The sequence below is a fragment of the Brevundimonas sp. genome (assembly GCF_036402095.1).
Lineage (GTDB): Bacteria > Pseudomonadota > Alphaproteobacteria > Caulobacterales > Caulobacteraceae > Brevundimonas.
In genome coordinates this window covers 30,512-44,721 of the sequence record NZ_DASWTO010000017.1, presented here as the reverse complement: position 1 = coordinate 44,721, position 14,210 = coordinate 30,512, and the positions used below count along the sequence as shown (strand labels likewise).

At 69.3% G+C, this 14,210-nt stretch carries 11 protein-coding genes and 1 pseudogene; 8 read left to right on the top strand and 4 right to left on the bottom strand.

Annotated elements, in window-relative coordinates; translation table 11 throughout:
- Window positions 1-3 precede the first annotated feature (3 nt).
- The 3 genes from VGD32_RS01345 to VGD32_RS01335 are packed head-to-tail and all read left to right on the top strand — an operon-like array spanning window position 4 to window position 2,385.
- Window positions 4-1,431 carry an NAD(P)(+) transhydrogenase (Re/Si-specific) subunit beta gene (locus VGD32_RS01345; protein ID WP_331030102.1) on the top strand — a complete coding sequence of 476 codons (1,428 nt, stop codon included), beginning with the start codon at window positions 4-6 and terminating at the stop codon, window positions 1,429-1,431.
- 2 nt (window positions 1,432-1,433) lie between these two features.
- A complete protein-coding gene (locus tag VGD32_RS01340; RefSeq protein WP_331030101.1) occupies window positions 1,434-1,958 on the top strand; it encodes a hypothetical protein in 525 nt (174 codons plus the stop codon).
- 4 nt (window positions 1,959-1,962) lie between these two features.
- A complete protein-coding gene (locus VGD32_RS01335; RefSeq protein ID WP_331030124.1) occupies window positions 1,963-2,385 on the top strand; it encodes a DUF1801 domain-containing protein in 423 nt (140 codons plus the stop codon).
- Between the two features lie 151 nt (window positions 2,386-2,536).
- Here the strand turns inward: VGD32_RS01335 and VGD32_RS01330 are convergent.
- Both VGD32_RS01330 and VGD32_RS01325 read right to left on the bottom strand, forming a co-directional pair.
- Window positions 2,537-3,859: pseudogene (locus tag VGD32_RS01330) on the bottom strand (tetratricopeptide repeat-containing sulfotransferase family protein); the annotation flags it as partial.
- Window positions 3,860-3,929: 70 nt separating this feature from the next.
- Window positions 3,930-4,160, bottom strand: a complete 231-nt coding sequence (locus VGD32_RS01325) for a hypothetical protein (protein ID WP_331030100.1) — start codon at window positions 4,158-4,160, stop codon at window positions 3,930-3,932.
- Window positions 4,161-4,249: 89 nt separating this feature from the next.
- Here VGD32_RS01325 and VGD32_RS01320 point away from each other — a divergent pair, with 89 nt between their 5' ends.
- The 3 genes from VGD32_RS01320 to VGD32_RS01310 all read left to right on the top strand — a co-directional run bounded on the left by VGD32_RS01320 (window position 4,250) and on the right by VGD32_RS01310 (window position 8,756).
- Entirely contained in the window at window positions 4,250-5,239 is a 990-nt protein-coding gene (locus VGD32_RS01320; protein ID WP_331030099.1) for a WYL domain-containing protein, read from the top strand.
- A 78-nt stretch (window positions 5,240-5,317) separates the two neighbouring features.
- A complete protein-coding gene (locus tag VGD32_RS01315; protein ID WP_331030098.1) occupies window positions 5,318-6,745 on the top strand; it encodes a hypothetical protein in 1,428 nt (475 codons plus the stop codon).
- Between the two features lie 67 nt (window positions 6,746-6,812).
- On the top strand, window positions 6,813-8,756 hold the full coding sequence (locus VGD32_RS01310) for a PAS domain S-box protein (RefSeq protein ID WP_331030097.1): 1,944 nt from the start codon (window positions 6,813-6,815) through the stop codon (window positions 8,754-8,756).
- Window positions 8,757-8,758: 2 nt separating this feature from the next.
- Here VGD32_RS01310 and VGD32_RS01305 read toward each other — a convergent pair whose 3' ends face one another.
- Window positions 8,759-10,204: a helix-turn-helix domain-containing protein gene (locus VGD32_RS01305; protein ID WP_331030096.1), complete on the bottom strand. Its 1,446-nt coding sequence runs from the start codon at window positions 10,202-10,204 to the stop codon at window positions 8,759-8,761.
- A 152-nt stretch (window positions 10,205-10,356) separates the two neighbouring features.
- On the opposite strand from VGD32_RS01305, the gene aceA reads away from it, so the two are divergent.
- Window positions 10,357-11,637 (top strand): isocitrate lyase, encoded by a 1,281-nt coding sequence (gene aceA / locus VGD32_RS01300; protein ID WP_331030095.1) that lies wholly within the window; start codon window positions 10,357-10,359, stop codon window positions 11,635-11,637.
- Window positions 11,638-11,651: 14 nt separating this feature from the next.
- Window positions 11,652-11,861: a hypothetical protein gene (locus VGD32_RS01295; RefSeq protein ID WP_331030094.1), complete on the top strand. Its 210-nt coding sequence runs from the start codon at window positions 11,652-11,654 to the stop codon at window positions 11,859-11,861.
- A 15-nt stretch (window positions 11,862-11,876) separates the two neighbouring features.
- Here VGD32_RS01295 and VGD32_RS01290 read toward each other — a convergent pair whose 3' ends face one another.
- The gene (locus tag VGD32_RS01290) at window positions 11,877-14,177 is read right to left on the bottom strand and encodes a hybrid sensor histidine kinase/response regulator (protein WP_331030093.1); all 2,301 of its coding nucleotides are present in this window, start codon (window positions 14,175-14,177) and stop codon (window positions 11,877-11,879) included.
- Window positions 14,178-14,210: the final 33 nt, after the last annotated feature.

Sequence of the window (14,210 nt, the reverse complement as noted above, 5' to 3'; positions counted from 1 at the left end):
CGCATGAACGCATCGATCGCCGCCCTGGCCTATCTGGTCTCGGGCGTCCTGTTCATCCTCAGCCTGCGCGGGTTGTCGAGCCCGGAGACGAGCCGGCGCGGCAACACACTCGGCATGACCGGCATGGCCCTGGCGGTCGGTGTGACGCTGGCGACCCTGTGGTCGAGCGGGACGCTGGATCCGCTGACGCTGGCCCTGATCGGCGGCGGGGTGGTGGTCGGCGGTGGGGCCGGGGCCCTGATCGCGGCGCGGGTGCAGATGACCCAGATGCCGCAACTGGTCGCCGCCTTCCACAGCCTCGTCGGGATGGCCGCCTGTCTGGTTGCGGTGGGAGCGGTCTACGCGCCCGGCTCGTTCGGCATCCTCAACGACCCGCTGGACCTCGCCAGCGGCATCAAGACGATCTCGATCATCGAGCTCAGCCTCGGCGTGGCGATCGGGGCGATCACCTTCACCGGCTCGGTGATCGCCTTCGCCAAGCTGAACGGCAATATGAGCGGGGCGCCGATCATCCTGCCGGCCCGGCACCTGATCAACATCGCCCTGGCCCTGGGACTGGTGCTGCTGATCGGGGTGATGATCGGCTCGGGCGGGACGGCGGTCTGGGCCTTCTGGGGCGTGTTCATCATCGCCCTGATCCTGGGCGCGACCCTGATCATCCCCATCGGCGGGGCGGATATGCCGGTCGTGGTGTCGATGCTCAACTCCTACTCGGGCTGGGCCGCGGCGGCGCTCGGCTTCACGCTGGAGAACATCGCCCTGATCATCACCGGGGCGCTGGTCGGCAGCTCGGGCGCGATCCTGAGCTACATCATGTGCAAGGGGATGAACCGCAGCTTCATCTCGGTGATCCTGGGCGGCTTCGGCGGCGAGACCGCCGCGGCTGGCGGCGGCGCGGTTGAGACCCGGCCGGTCAAGCAGGGCTCGGCCGAGGATGCGGCCTTCATCATGAAGAACGCCTCGAAGGTGATCATCGTCCCCGGCTACGGCATGGCCGTGGCCCAGGCCCAGCATGCGCTGCGCGAGATGGCCGACAAGCTCAAGGAGGAGGGGGTCGAGGTGAAATACGCCATCCACCCCGTCGCCGGGCGGATGCCGGGGCACATGAACGTCCTGCTGGCCGAGGCCAACGTCCCCTATGACGAGGTGTTCGAGCTGGAGGACATCAACAGCGAGTTCTCGAGCTGCGACGTGGCCTTCGTCATCGGGGCCAACGACGTCACCAACCCGGCCGCCAAGACCGACCCGCAGAGCCCGATCTACGGCATGCCGGTGCTGGACGTGGAGAAGGCGGGGACGGTGCTGTTCATCAAGCGCGGCATGGGCAGCGGCTATGCCGGCGTGGAGAACGAGCTGTTCTTCCGCGACAACACCATGATGCTGTTCGCCGACGCCAAGAAGATGGTCGAGGGAATCGTGAAGGCGCTCTAGCCGTGACCACCGCCGCCGCCCTCGGTTTCCTCAAGCCGGAGAAATACGCCGCCGTCGAGCGGGAGCGGCGCTGGCTGTGCGCGGGCTTGCCGGATCTGCCGGTGCTGCGGGCCGAGGCGATCGAGGATCTGTATGTCGACAGTTCGCGGCTGCGGCTGAGGCGGGCGACGCCGATAGGCGGCGGGGAGCCGATCCTGAGGCTGTCGAAGAAGGCCGACCTGGCGCCGGACCGGCGGCTGATCACCACCCTGTATCTGAGTCCGGCGGAATACGCGCTGTTCGCGGGCCTGCCGGGGCGGATGTTGCGCAAGACGCGGCACTACTATGGAGCCGAAGGAGCGACCCTGTCGGTCGACCGGTTCGAGGGAGCGCTGGCGGGGTTGTTCCTGGCCGAGGCGGAGTTCGCCGACGACGCGGCCATGGCGGCCTTCCCCGATCCGGGCTTCGCCGTGCGTGAGGTCACGGGCGATCCGCGCTATACTGGCGGCGAACTGGTCAGGTCAGGCGCTCCTGACGAGGAGGGGTGAGGCGATGGCGTATGAACAGAAGACCAGGCCGGGCGCCACGTCCGCCGCTGACTTCATCGCCACCGTCGAGGATCCCAAGCGCCGGGCCGACGCCGAGGCGGCCTGCGCCTTGCTGGCCGAGGCGACCGGAGAGCCTCCGGTGATGTGGGGGCCGTCGATCGTCGGCTTCGGCGCATACCACTACCGCTACGCCAGCGGGCACGAGGGCGACGCGCCGCTGGTCGGCTTCTCGCCGCGCAAGGCCAATCTGGTCTTCTACCTGTCCGGCTGCGAGGAGCGGCGGGATGAGTTTCTGAGCCGGCTGGGCAAGCACAAGGCCGGCAAGGGCTGCGTCTATGTAAGCCGGCTGGGCGACGTTGACGCCGGGGTGCTGAAGGAGATGGCGGCGGCGTCCGCGGCCTCGCTGCGGACGCGCTATCCGGCCTGACGACCGTAGGCGTCGAAGAACGGCTTGAGCTGCGCCTCATACCGTTTCCACGCCTCCTTCGACGAGGCGTACATCGGCTTGCGGACCTGGGCGAAGCTGGCGGTGGTGACGGCGCGCTCGGTCTTGTGGAAGTCGGGACGCCGTCCTCCCATTCCAGCCCGGCGTGCTCGATGATGCGCCGCATCCAGGTCTCGGGATCGTCGACCAGCGCCTCGTAGGGCACGGTCAGCAGGCTGTCGCCCAGCACCGCCGACCAGTGGGCGTGCAGCCGGTCCTCGCCCTTGAAATAGGCGGCGATGTCCGTCAGCGAGCGGGTCCAGTCGACGCCCTTGGCGAAGCGGGTGCGGTAGCAGGACCAGGCGATGCCGGCCGGGTCGCGGCGCAGCCAGATCAGCTTCGCCTTCGGCAGCACCTGATGGATCAGGCCGAGGTAGCGGGTCTGGTTCAGGGTCTTGTCGACCACCCGCCCGGTCTTGCCGAAGCGCTCGTCGACCAGGTGCAGGTAGGCGCGGCCGATCCGGGTCGGCAGCGCAGCCGCGTCCGCCCGGTCGAACGAGGCGCGCACCTCGTCCGGCGTATAGCCCTTGATGGCCATGGCCGCGGGGCGGAACAGATTGGCCTCGGCGCCGTCGACGACCTGGGAATGGCTGACCAGTATCTGCTCGACGAGGGTCGTGCCGGAGCGCGGCAGGCCGAGCACGAAGATCGGCCGGTCGCTGTCGACGGTGCTCTTCGGCAGGCTGTCGATGAAGGCGCGGTCGTAGCCGCCGACCACGGCGTCGACGAAGGCGTCGGCCTGGCCGGCGTCGAAGGTGCTGTCGATCTTCTGCAGCTTCGCCGCCTCGTCGAAGCAGGCGAAGGCGCGGTCGACCTGGCCGGCGTCGTCCAGCGCCTTTCCCAGCGCATAGAGCATGACGATGCGGCTCTGGCGGTTGGCGTCCGAGGCGCCGATCCGATCCAGCATCGCCTCCATCTGCGCGATGTCGGGGTCGTCGGGAGAGAATTTCTTGATGTCGGCGAGCACGTGCCAGGCGTTCTCAGCCCCCAGCGCCACGGTCGGCAGGGCGATGATCCGGCGCAGATTGGCGATGGCCGCGTCGTGATCGCCCAGTTGCACCTGGCAGGTGGCGAGGAAATGCAGGGCGGCCGGATCATTGGGTCGTTCGCGGGCGAGGGCCGCGCCCTCGCGCAGGGCATCCTGCGTCCGCCCGCTCTGGATCAGCAGCTGGGCGTAGGCCAGCCGGGCCTCGGCGGTCGGACTGGCGGCGACGTGCTTGCGCGCCGCCGCCAGCGCCAGGGTGATTTCCCCAAGAGTGGCGGCGAGCCGCGAGACCGAGGCCCAGCGCGCGCCGAGCGGCGGGTTGGCCTGCACGGCCTTGGCCAGCAGATAGGCGGCGTCATCGCGCTCGCGGGCCTGGAATGCGGCCAGCGCGCCGTTGACCAGCTGCGCTCCATCCACCGTCTGCGTCGTCATCGTCCTGCATCCTCCCGAGCCAGAGGAGGGCTAGCCGCCCATGGCCGTCGCCGCAAGCCGGACGGGGCGTTCAGGCGGCGATGCGGAAGTCTTCGGCCGGGTCGAAGGCCGGGCGGGCCTCGTCCCACAGGGCGTCCTCATCGGCGTAGCGGGTCGACAGGCCGGCGTCGATGACGTCGATCACCTGTTCCTCGAGCCGGTCCCAGATCACGGCCAGGTCGCCGCAGCCCTCGGCCTCGCAGGGAACGATCAGATAGCGGGAGGCGGCGACGGCGGCTTGGGGGACGAAAGCGCGGGCCATGGAAGGAACTCCTGAAGCGGTGTTTCTGTCGATGATGGGACTGTGAGGCAGCGTTGCGTCAAAATCGGACGTATGCTTCAGTGGCGGGCATGAGACATGACAAGGCGGCCCTCGTCATCGACCTCGCCCGGCGCATGGCGGCCAGCGCCGAGGGGCTGACGCTGGGCGAGATCGAGCGTGAACTCGACGTCGGCCGGCGCACCGCCGAACGGCTGCGCGACGCGGTGATCATGCTGTTCCCGCAGACGGAGGAGGTGTCGGACCCGCCGAACAAGCGCTGGCGCATCCGCGGCGGCCTCTCCGCCTTCGAACAGGCGCCCACGACCGAGGAACTGGTCGAACTGACCAAGGCGGCGCAGGGATTGCGGGCCAGTGGCGAACCGGGGCGCGCGGCGGCGCTGGAGGGGCTGGAACGCAAGCTGAAGTCGGCCATGCGCTCGACGACGCTGAACCGGCTGGCTCCCGACCTGGAGGCGCTGGTCCGGGCCGAAACCATCGCGGTGCAGGCCGGGCCGCGTCCGTCGGCGGACGAGGCCGTGCTGGCCCAAATCCGTCAGGCCATTCTGGCGGGACGGCCGCTGGGCTTTATCTACAGCCGGCCGGGGGCCGAGGCGCGCCGGCGCAGCGTGGCCCCGTGCGGCGTCATGTTCGGCCGAGCCAACTATCTGGTCGCCGCCGACCGCGAGAGCGGCCGCATCCAGACCTTTCGCCTCGATCGCATGAGCGCCGTGCGGGCCGAGCAGGGGATGGCGCCGCCTCCGGCGGACTTCGACCTGCAGTCCTTCGCCAGCCAGTCCTTTGGCATCTATCAGGACGAGATCGAGGACGTGGTGCTGAAAGTCTCTCCAGACGGGGCGGCGGAGGCCCGGGCCTGGCGCTGGCACCCGACCCAGAGCCTTGAAGACCAGCCGGACGGGGGCGTTGTCGTCCGGTTCCGCGCCTCGGGCATGCGCGAACTGGCCTGGCACCTGTTCACCTGGGGGAGGCAGGTCCAGATCGTGGCCCCCGAACGGTTGAAGGCCGTCATGGCGGGAGAACTGGAGGCGGCGCGCCAGGCGCTTGAGGCGGCGCGCCTTTGATCCGGCTGAAGCCTGACCAAAGCTTAAGCTGACCCCGGCGATCCGGTCGCGCTATGGCGCGGTGGAAGGGGACTTCTGATGTTCAGACCAGGAATGGCCGCGCTGGCGGCCTTGACGCTCACGCTCGGCGCCTGCGCCGCGGGCCAGCCGGTCGAACCGGCCGGGGTGGCGGCGGCGTCGCGGCCGGCGGTGGCCGTCACGCGCGATGGAGATCGCTGGACCGCGGACTACAGCCTCGACCGGGACGCTCCCGTCTGGGCCTTCTTCCGCTCGTCGCTGATCCAGGAGACCCGGCGTCCGTGGCGGCTCGAGCAATGGCGCGTGCTGACGCCGGGCGTGGTGCTGGAGCGGGTGGGCAGTTACGACATCCTGCGCGCCGCCGACGGCGGACCGGTCCCCCGCCGGGTCCAGATCGCCTTCACGCCGCGGGGCGAAAACCTCGAGGCCGACTATGGCGTGCTGGTGTTCACCGACGGCTCCGTGGCCCTGCCCAGCGCACAGTTCGACGTCTTCCCCCTGCCGTCGCCGGAAGCGGCGGCGGCGGTTCCGAACGACCTGAACGGTTATCCACTCGAGGCGGGGCCGGCGCTGGTCACCTGGCGGGACGCCGGCGGACCGATCCTGTTCCGCGGCCGCCGCCTGCCTGAGGTCACGGAGGCTGAAGCCGACACCTATGTGCTGTTCGGCCGGGCCAGCATCGTGGAGGGCGCGCGGCTGACCACGGTGGCCGATCCTCAGCTGCCCGGCTGGATCGGCGAGGCGATCGAGGACTTCGCCCCGCGCGTGGCCGACTACTACACGCGCCGGCTTGGAGCCGGACAGACCGAACACCCGACAATCATGATGAGCTGGGCCGGCCCGACGCGCGGACTCACCTCCATGGGCGGCAGCGTGATGCCCGGGCTGGTGGTGATGGCGTTCGAGGGCGAGGGCGTGGTCGAACCGTCGGCTCAGGTCCTCGGCATGGCGCGCTGGTTCATTGGCCACGAGAGCGCCCATTTCTGGCTGGGGCAGACCGTCCGCTACGAGCGCGAGCGCGACGCCTGGATCACCGAGGGCGGGGCCGACCTGATGGCCATCCGGGCCCTGACGTTCATCGACGACGCATGGGACGAGCGCCGCGAGCTGCAGAAGGAAGTCGACGACTGCGTCCGTCTGGCCGGTCAACCCGTGGCTGAAGCGGGCGGCCGCGGCGAGCACCGTGCCTATTACGCCTGCGGCGCGGTCTTCGCCCTCGCGGCCGAGGCGGCGCAGAAGCGCGCGACCGGCGGGGACTGGTTCGACTTTCTCCAGCCGCTGATCGCCGCCAACCGCGCCGACGGCGTGCTCACCGGCGATGAATGGCTGACCGCCCTCGACGTGACATCGGGCGACCCCGCCCTGCGGCGGGACATCGAACGGCTGCTGGACGAGGGGGCGACCGACCCCGCCGCCGCGATCGCCGGCTTGCTGGAGCGCGCCGGCGTGGCCTGCACACGGGAAGGTTCGCGCGTCATTCTCGCCTGACGGAACCGCTACGGTTCTTCCGGCGTTATCGGCAGTTCCCTGACATACGGGGCCGGGGGGCGGACGCATGGATGTCGCCGAAGTGTCGGGTTCGGTACCTGTCGTGGAGGATCGTTACCGGCTGCTGGTCGACGCGATCACCGACTACGCCATCTACATGCTCGACCCGCAGGGCCACATCACCAGCTGGAACGCCGGAGCGCAGCGATTCAAGGGGTATGAGCCGGCGGAGATCCTCGGCGAGCATTTCTCGCGTTTCTATACCGAACGGGAGCGGGCCGCCGGCACGCCGGAGCGGGCGCTGCGGACGGCCGCGGAGGAGGGCCGGTTCGAGCAGGAGGGCTGGCGGGTTCGCAAGGACGGCGGCCAGTTCTGGGCCCATGTCGTCATCGATCCGGTGCGCTCGCCCACCGGTGAGCTGGTCGGTTTCGCCAAGATCACGCGCGACCTGACCGAACGAAAGGCCGCGGAGGAGTCGCTGCGCCGCAGTCAGGAGCAGTTCCGGCTGCTGGTCCAGGGCGTGACGGATTACGCCATCTACATGCTTGACCCGTCGGGGCGGGTGAGCAGCTGGAACGCCGGAGCCGCCCGGATCAAGGGCTACGCGCCGGAGGAGATCATCGGCGAGCACTTCTCCCGCTTCTACACCGAAGAAGACAGGGCGGCCGGCGAGCCGGCGAAGGCCCTCGAAACGGCCGCCCGCACCGGCCGGTTCGAAAAGGAGGCCTGGCGCGTCCGCAAGGACGGCAGCCGCTTCATGGCCCATGTGGTGCTCGACGCCATCCGCGACGACGACGGTCAGGTGATCGGCTTCGCCAAGGTGACCCGCGACGTCACCGAACGCATGGAGGCCCAGCGGGCGCTGGAGGAAGCCCGCGAGGCCCTGTTCCAGTCCCAGAAAATGGAGGCGATCGGCCAGCTCACCGGCGGCATCGCCCACGACTTCAACAACCTGCTGATGGCGGTGCTGGGGAGCCTCGAACTGGTCAGGAAGCGGGTTCCCTACGACCCGCGCATCACCCCCCTGATCGACAACGCCATGCAGGGGGCGCAGCGGGGAGCGGTCCTGACTCAGCGAATGCTGGCCTTCGCGCGCAAGCAGGAGCTGAAGATGGAGGCGGTCGACGTGCCGTCGCTGGTCCGTGGCCTGATGAATTTCCTCGACCGGACCATCGGGCCGAACATCGAGGTCAACATGCGCTTTTCCGGCGAACTGCCCCGGGCGCACACCGATCCCTGGCAGCTCGAGGCCGCCCTGATGAATCTGGCGGTCAACGCGCGTGACGCCATGCCTCGCGGCGGAGCCATCACCATCAGCGCCACGCCCGAACGGATCCGGGATCACGCAACGCTCGCGCCCGGCGACTACATCCGGCTCGTGGTGTCCGACACCGGCGAGGGTATGGACGAAGAGACGCTGGCCCGCGCGACCGAGCCCTTTTTCACCACCAAGGGCGTCGGCAAGGGGACGGGGCTGGGTCTGTCGATGGTGCACGGCCTCGCGGCTCAATCGGGGGGCTGGCTGTCCATGAAGAGCCGTCCGGGAGCCGGCACGCAGGTGGAGCTCTGGCTGCCGGTGGTCGCCCGGGAAACTTTGCAGGCGGCGGCCAACGACGGCGATCGGCTGGCGGAGACCGGCCGGCGGCTGCTTATCCTCGCCGTGGACGACGACAATCTGGTTCTGACCAACACCGCCGCCATGCTCGACGACCTGGGCCACGAGGTCATCGTCGCCTCGTCGGGCAAGGAAGGACTTGAGGCGCTGCGCAGCCGGCCCGATGTCGATCTGATCATCAGCGACGAGGTGATGCCCAATATGACGGGTTCCCAGTTCGCCGGAGCGGTGCGGCGCAGCCACCCGGATCTGCCGGTGATCATCACCTCCGGCTACGCGGAGCACGCATCCGGTTCAGCCGGCGCCGGCGTGCTGCGTCTGGCCAAGCCCTTCACCCAGAACGACCTGGCGCTGTTTGTCCACGAAGCCGTCGAGGGGGCGGCGCCCGCCGCCTGAGGTCAGGTCCGCGGGACATCCTCGAACGGGTAGGGGCTGACCGACTTCGACCAGTCGTCGACCTTCAGCGGCCGGTCAACCGGCGGCGCGGCCCGTTCGGCGCAGGGGTGGCGGTGGCACAGACGACAGGCGGGCCCGATCGGCGTGACCTCGGGCGCGGCGAGGTCGAGGCCGCGGGCGTAGACCAGCCGATGGGCGTGCCTCAACTCACAGCCGAGGCCGATGGCGAGGTCATGCCCCTCGGTGTAGGCGCCAGAGGAGGATTCCGCGCCCTGACGGTCAACGGTGCGGGCGAGCGTGAACCAGCGCTGGCTGTCCGGGGTCTCGATGATCTGGGTCACGATGCGTCCCGGAGTGCGAAAGGCGCTGTGAAGACGCCAGCGCGGGCAGGCCCCGCCGAAGCGCGAGAAGGGGAAGGCGCCCGACGCGAACCGCTTGGAGATGTTCCCCGCCTGATCGACCCGCATCAGGAAGAAGGGCACGCCTCTGGCTGTCGGCCGCGAAAGGGTGGTCAGCCGGTGGGCCGCCTGCTCGAATGAGACGCCGAACCGGGCCTGCAGCCGGGCCAGATCGTAATGGGCGGCCTCGGCCGTGCTGTGGAAAGCGCCGTAGGGCATCACCATGGCGGCCGCGAGGGTGTTGGTCAGGGAGACCTTGAGCAGGCGGCGGGTCGGCTCGTCGGGCGGGGCAGCGGCGTCGGTGAGGGCGGTCAGTTCGGCGTCATGTTCGGACAAGGCCAGCTGGAAGGCGACGGCGAAGGCGCGGGACGACGGGCCGAGCGCTTCCGACAGCAGCAATCTCTTGCGATGGGGATCGTAGCGGCGGGTCCATTCGACCATGACCTCGGCCGGGAGGGTGCGGACCGTGAGACCGTGTCGGACCAGCAGCCGCGCCCGCGCGCGGGTCTCGAAGGTCTCTCCCGGCGACGCGGCCTCGAGGACCCCGGACAGCGCCTCGCCCAAGGCGTCCAGTTCCGGGAAGTGGTTGCGTCGGCCCTGCACGTATTCACGGACCCAGTCGGCGGGCGTCTCGTCGCCCGCGCCCCCGGACAGGTCGGCCTCGGCCTGGTCGCGGGCGCGGCGGTCGGCGAAGGCCCGGTAGAGCTTCAGCAGGGCGTCAGCGGCGGCGGGCTGGTCCTCGGCCAGCTGGACGATTTCGTGGCGCGGAACGGTCAGGCCCTGGAACAGGGGATCGGCGAAAGCTTCGGCCAGCTCCGACTCCGTCGCCGGCCCCCCCGTTTGGCCAAGGGTGCGCAGGTCGACGTCGTAGGTGTCGGCCAGCCGCAACAGCAGCTGCGCCGACACCGGCCGCTGGTTGCGCTCTATGTGGTTGAGATAGCTGGGAGACACGCCGAGGTCAGCGGCCATCGCCGTCTGCGTCAGGCCCAAGTCCCGCCGCAGCCGCTTGAGGCGGCCTCCGAGAAACAGTTTGCGGTCAGCGGCTTCCATTTTGACAGGATGTCACAAACCGACTTAACAACAAGTGTCATTATGTGACTTCACGACACGAAACGTAGTGTCGTGGCTGTATCAGTTATGACTGCTGCGTGTTCTTCTGCACATCACGGCGGCGAACAGGCCGCTCCGCGCAGAGACCCACGATGACCACGTTCGCCGATCTCGTTCCGTCGCCCGCAGGCCGCTTCGAGGGTGTGGAGCGGCCCTATACGCCGGAGGATGTCGTCCGGCTGCGCGGTTCGCTGCCGATCACCCATACGCTGGCCGAGCGCGGCGCCAACCGCCTGTGGCAGCTGTTGCATGAGGAACCGTTCGTGAACGCGCTCGGCGCGGTCACAGGCAACCAGGCCATGCAGATGGTCCGTGCGGGGCTCAAGGCCATCTACCTGTCGGGCTGGCAGGTCGCCGCCGACGCCAACACCGCCGGCGCCATGTACCCGGACCAGTCGCTCTATCCCGCCAACGCCGCGCCCGAGCTGTGCCGCCGTATCAATCGCACCCTGCAGCGCGCCGACCAGATCGAGCACGCAGAAGGCGGCGCGCGGCGCGACTGGTTCGCGCCCATCGTCGCCGACGCCGAGGCTGGCTTCGGCGGGCCGCTGAACAGCTTCGAGATCATGAAGGCCTTCATCGAGGCGGGCGCGGCGGGCGTCCATTTCGAGGACCAGCTGGCCTCCGAGAAGAAGTGCGGCCATCTCGGGGGCAAGGTTCTGATCCCGACCCAGGCCCATGAGCGCAATCTGATCGCCGCGCGCCTCGCCGCCGATGTCATGGGCACGCCGACCCTGATCGTGGCGCGGACAGACGCGGAGAGCGCCCAGCTGATCACGTCGGATATCGACGAGCGGGACCATCCGTTCATCCGGCGCGATGACCGGACTCCGGAAGGCTTTTTCCGACTCGAGGCGGGGACGGGCCTCGAGCACTGCATCGCCCGCGGCCTGTCCTACGCCCGTTACGCCGACGTGCTGTGGTGGGAAACCTCCCATCCCGATCTGGACGACGCCCGCCGCTTCGCCGAGGCGATCCAGCGGGAGCATCCCGGCAAGCTGATGGCCTACAACTGCTCGCCGTCCTTCAACTGGAAGGCCAAACTGGACGACGCCACCATCGCCCGCTTCCAGCGTGAGCTGGGCGCCATGGGGTACAAATTCCAGTTCGTGACCCTGGCCGGCTTCCACAGCCTGAACAACGCCATGTTCGAACTGGCCGACGGCTATCGCGAGCGCGGCATGGCCGCCTATTCCGAGCTGCAGCAGCGCGAATTCGCCAACGAGGCCGCCGGCTACACCGCCACCCGCCACCAGCGCGAGGTCGGCACCGGCTATTTCGACCAGGTCGCCACGGTCATTTCGAGCGGCCGTTCGTCGACCACGGCCATGAAGCAATCCACCGAAACCGCGCAGTTCGTCGCGGCGGAATAAGCAGGAGCCTCCCCATGGAACCGATGTCCCGCCCGCAGGCCATCATCGATTTTTGCCTGGAGCCGCTGAAGCTCGACACCGGCTCCGAGGCCGAGCGCGAGGTGCGGCGCCGGCTGGAGCACGTCATCAGAACCTTCCAGCGCAAGCTGGCCCAGCCGGTCGCCGTCGACTTCTCGTCGATGCCCTCGCAGGTGATCAACGAAGCCGCGCACGGCTACGAATAGGCCCGGAGCGCCTCGTCAGGCGGCCAGAGACCTGGCCGAGCTCCGGGGCAGGGTGACGATCAGGTTCAGCAGCTCGGCCGCGTCGAACGGCTTGGCCAGGTGCAGGTCCGCGCCGGCGGCCTCGGCGGCGACGATATGTTCCGGCAGGGCGTTGGCCGTCAGCATGACGACCGGCGTGGGCTCGAGGCCCATGGCCGCCTCGTGCAGGCGGATTTCCCGGGTGGCGGTCAGGCCGTCCATGACCGGCATCTGCATGTCCATCAGGATCAGGTCGTAGTCGGCGCCACGCATCGACTCGAGGGCCTGGGCGCCATCCTCGACGGAGGTCAGGGTCACATCGGCCTGGGCCAGGATCATCTCGACCACGCGGCGGTTGACCGGGTGATCGTCGGCCAGCAGCACCCGCACGGTGCGTTGCGGGTCCGCCATCTCGTCAGCCAGCCGGCCAGCCGGTACGGCCGGCGCCTCCGCCCCTCTGACAGGGATGGTGAGAATGAAGGCTGAACCGCCGCCGGGTTCGCTTTCGCAGTCCAGTTCTCCCCCCATCATCTCGGCCAGCTGGCGCGAGATGGCGAGGCCGAGGCCCGAACCGCCGAATTTGCGGGTGATGGCTCCATCCGCCTGCTCGAAGCGGCTGAACAGCCGGTCCCGGGTCTGCGAATCGAAGCCGATGCCGGTGTCCTCGACCGAGAAGCGCAGGGTCGGCCCTCCGTCCCGGTCGGGGCCCGCGGCGGCCGTCAGGCTGACGAAGCCCTCGCTGGTGAACTTGACGGCGTTGGAGACGAGGTTGGTCAGGATCTGTTTCAGGCGCACTACGTCGCCGGCGATCCAGCGGTCGGCTTCGGGCGTGATCTCGACGAAGAACTGCAGCCCTTTATCGCGCGCCGAGGTCTCGTAGAGCTGGGCCGCCTCGCGCACGGCGCGCCCGAGGTCGAAGGGCTCGTCCGCCAGCTCCAGCCGGCCGGACTCGACCCGCGCGAGGTCGAGGATGTCGCTGAGCAGGACCTGCAGCGTTCGGCCGGAGGACTGGATCAGCTCCAGCATCTCGGTCTGCTGGGGCGACAGGTCGGTCCCGGACAGCGCCTGGGCCACGCCGATGACGCCGTTCAGGGGCGTGCGGATTTCGTGGCTCATGTTGGCGAGGAACTGGCTCTTGGCGGCGTTGGCCGCCTGGGCGGCGTCGCGCGCCTCCGCCAGGGCCCTGGCGTCGTTCTTGAGGTCGGTGATGTCGGTGCAGACGGTGACGATGCCGCCCGCGGCCGTGCGGCGGTCCGCCACGCGCAGCCACCGATCGCCGGCGATCCGCTGCTCCATCATGGCCGAGAGGGCGCGGCGGGACTCGATGCGCTCGCTGATCCACTCTTCCTCGCGGCCCCGGGCCTCGGCGTAGAGGCCCTCGTCCAGGCCGATCTGGATGATCTCGCGGAAGGTCATGCCGGCCTGAAGATTCGACGACAGTTCCGGGTTCACCTCGTCGTAGCGGTTGTTCCACAGCACCAGCCGGTCCTCGGCGTCGAAGAAGGCGAGGCCGTCGGGCATGGCGTCGATGGCTTCGCGGATCTGGTTCAGGGCGCCCGCCCGCGAGACATAGCCCAACCACGCGACCACGCCCGCGGCCGCAATGATAGTCATCACCATGACAGCGAGAACGGCCAGCATCGTCGAGGCGGGGAAGGTCGGACCCAGCAGGCCGGGGGCCGTGACCGCGGCGGTCTCGGGCGTGACGGTCATCGCGCTCATGGCGACGAAATGCAGGACGATGATCGACAGGGCGCCGGACAGGCAGGTCGCCGCGAACCGAACAGGGCCCCGGCCGTAGACGAGGGCTCCCGTGGCCACGGCCATGACCAGCCCGCCGGCGACGGCGAGGCCCGCCAGCAGGGCGTCCCACCCGATGACGCGTCCGGGAAGATCGAGCGCGGCGATGCCCACGAAATGCATCGCGGCCACGCCGGACAGGCCGACCATGCCGCCAAGTCCGCGATAGAGGCGGTCGCCCCTGATCATCAGGATGGCCGCGCCGAGGGCGACTCCGCCGACCCCCAGGACGAGCGACACGAGCGTCAGCAGCAGGCCGTAGCGGACCTCGCCGCCGGCGTCGTAACCCTGCATCGCCACGAAATGGGTGGAAAAGGCGGCCACTCCGCCGACCATCGCGCCCAGCAGGGCGACCTCGCGCCGCCGGGCGCGCTGAAGGCCGCGAGCCTCCACCAGCAGCCGGAACGCCGTTCCGACCCCGAAAATGCACAGCACGGCGGCCGCCAGCGTCCAGCGCAGGTCATGCTCAACCGTCAGGCAGTACAGGATCCGGTCCAAGTCGCCCCCTTTTCACCGAACAGCATCCGGTAA

Excerpts from the sequence above, each read along its gene's own strand:
- VGD32_RS01310 (WP_331030097.1), top strand. The coding sequence starts at position 6,813 with ATGGATGTCGCCGAAGTGTCGGGTTCGGTACCTGTCGTGGAGGATCGT.
- VGD32_RS01295 (WP_331030094.1), top strand. The coding sequence starts at position 11,652 with ATGGAACCGATGTCCCGCCCGCAGGCCATCATCGATTTTTGCCTGGAG.
- VGD32_RS01325 (WP_331030100.1), bottom strand. The coding sequence starts at position 4,160 with ATGGCCCGCGCTTTCGTCCCCCAAGCCGCCGTCGCCGCCTCCCGCTAT.
- VGD32_RS01305 (WP_331030096.1), bottom strand. The coding sequence starts at position 10,204 with ATGGAAGCCGCTGACCGCAAACTGTTTCTCGGAGGCCGCCTCAAGCGG.
- VGD32_RS01345 (WP_331030102.1), top strand. The coding sequence starts at position 4 with ATGAACGCATCGATCGCCGCCCTGGCCTATCTGGTCTCGGGCGTCCTG.
- VGD32_RS01315 (WP_331030098.1), top strand. The coding sequence starts at position 5,318 with ATGTTCAGACCAGGAATGGCCGCGCTGGCGGCCTTGACGCTCACGCTC.
- aceA (WP_331030095.1), top strand. The coding sequence starts at position 10,357 with ATGACCACGTTCGCCGATCTCGTTCCGTCGCCCGCAGGCCGCTTCGAG.
- VGD32_RS01335 (WP_331030124.1), top strand. The coding sequence starts at position 1,963 with ATGGCGTATGAACAGAAGACCAGGCCGGGCGCCACGTCCGCCGCTGAC.
- VGD32_RS01320 (WP_331030099.1), top strand. The coding sequence starts at position 4,250 with ATGAGACATGACAAGGCGGCCCTCGTCATCGACCTCGCCCGGCGCATG.